Origin of the sequence: Noviherbaspirillum denitrificans (genome assembly GCF_002211445.1) — a bacterium.
Lineage (GTDB): Bacteria > Pseudomonadota > Gammaproteobacteria > Burkholderiales > Burkholderiaceae_D > Noviherbaspirillum > Noviherbaspirillum denitrificans.
On record NZ_LSTO01000045.1, the window covers coordinates 1 to 1330 of the forward strand.

Genomic DNA, 1330 nt, shown 5'->3' on the forward strand with positions numbered 1-1330 from the left:
GGGTGCAGCGCGTGCCGCCGCCGAGCTGGCGGCATGGGGCGCGGATGTGGTCATCGGCCACTTCGCCAGCGCCGCCGCCGATGCCGCACGGCATATCTACCGCGACGCAGGCATTCCGCTGCTGTTGCCGGCGGCGACCGCGGGCGGCCTGGTGGAAGCCGGCGGCAACGTGTTCCGCCTGTGCGATCCCGACCGCAGGCTGGCCGAGGCGCTCACCCGCGACCTGTCCGTCACGCACGGCGTGTCCACCCTGGTAGTGGCCTGCGACGGCAGCCTGCACGGCGTGGCCTTGAGCGCGGAGATCGTGCAGGCGGCGATGCGCCGCGGCCAGCATGTCGAGCGCATCGCTTCCCGCGTGGTGGAGTGCTCGGTGCCGGCTGATGCCTGCGTGTTCGTGGGGCAGTTCGACGCCAGCGTGCAGTTCGTGCAGCAGCAGCGCGCCCACGGCGCCGATACGCGGCTGGTGCTGACCGACGATGCGGCGACGCCCGAACTGGGCGCCGCGTTGCGCGGCTATCCGGAGCCGGTGCTGGTGTACGGCTTTCGTCCCGCGTCTTCCTATCCGGCGGCGCAGGACCTGGTGCTGGAGCACACGCGCCGCCACTGCTACACGCCGGGCGTGTACTTCCTCGAGACCTATGCCGCGCTGCAAATCGTCGGTGATTACCTCAAGCAGGACCAGGTGTTGCCGCTGGCCGGGGCGCTGGCCGCGCAGGAGTGGGACACCGTGCTGGGCCGCGTGCGCTTCGAGGGCAACGAGGGCGGCGCCGCGCGCTATGGCAAGTGGGTGCTGGCGGACGGCCTGCTGCAGTACAGCCAGTCGCTGCATACCCCGCCCCGGGGCGCAACGCCGGCTTCGATCGATTCCCGAACCATCAACAAGGAGCAGTCATGAACCGCAATCTTTCCTACTTGCCGCTGGTTGTGCTGGGCGCGCTGGCGCCGGGTTACTTCACCTACCGGTTTTCGGTGGACAAGCTGGCCGAGCTGGGCGGCGCGAGCCTGGCCAACCTGATGCTGCTGTCGCCGGCGTTCTATGCCGACGCCGCGCAGAACTGGGTGGCATCGCAGCTGCTGGCCGACATCCTGCTGTGCACCCTGGTGTTCTTCGCCTGGGCGTGGGGCGAGGCGCGCAGGCTGGGCATGCGGCACTTCTGGGTGTATCCGCTGCTGACCTACGGTGTCGCCTTTTCGCTGGCCATGCCGCTGTTCATGTGGGCACGTGCCCGCCGCATGGAGACGCTGAAGCATGGCTGAGTTTTCTCCTTACAGCGCGCGGCCGGTGTCCTTCCTCGGCGTGCGCGGCAGCGGCGAGTGGCAGGGCCAGGGG

At 69.7% G+C, this 1330-nt stretch carries 2 protein-coding genes; both read left to right on the forward strand.

Annotated features, from left to right (window positions below; genetic code table 11):
• Window positions 1-895 (forward strand): type 1 periplasmic-binding domain-containing protein (locus tag AYR66_RS28055; protein WP_141104368.1); only part of this gene is annotated, 895 nt, incomplete at its 5' end.
• Entirely contained in the window at window positions 892-1257 is a 366-nt protein-coding gene (locus tag AYR66_RS28060; RefSeq protein ID WP_088710793.1) for a DUF2834 domain-containing protein, read from the forward strand. The genes AYR66_RS28055 and AYR66_RS28060, both read left to right, overlap by 4 nt.
• Window positions 1258-1330 lie beyond the last annotated feature (73 nt).

Bases quoted from the DNA above. Each gene is read 5' to 3' on its own strand.
- AYR66_RS28060 (WP_088710793.1), top strand. From the start codon at position 892: ATGAACCGCAATCTTTCCTACTTGCCGCTGGTTGTGCTGGGCGCGCTG.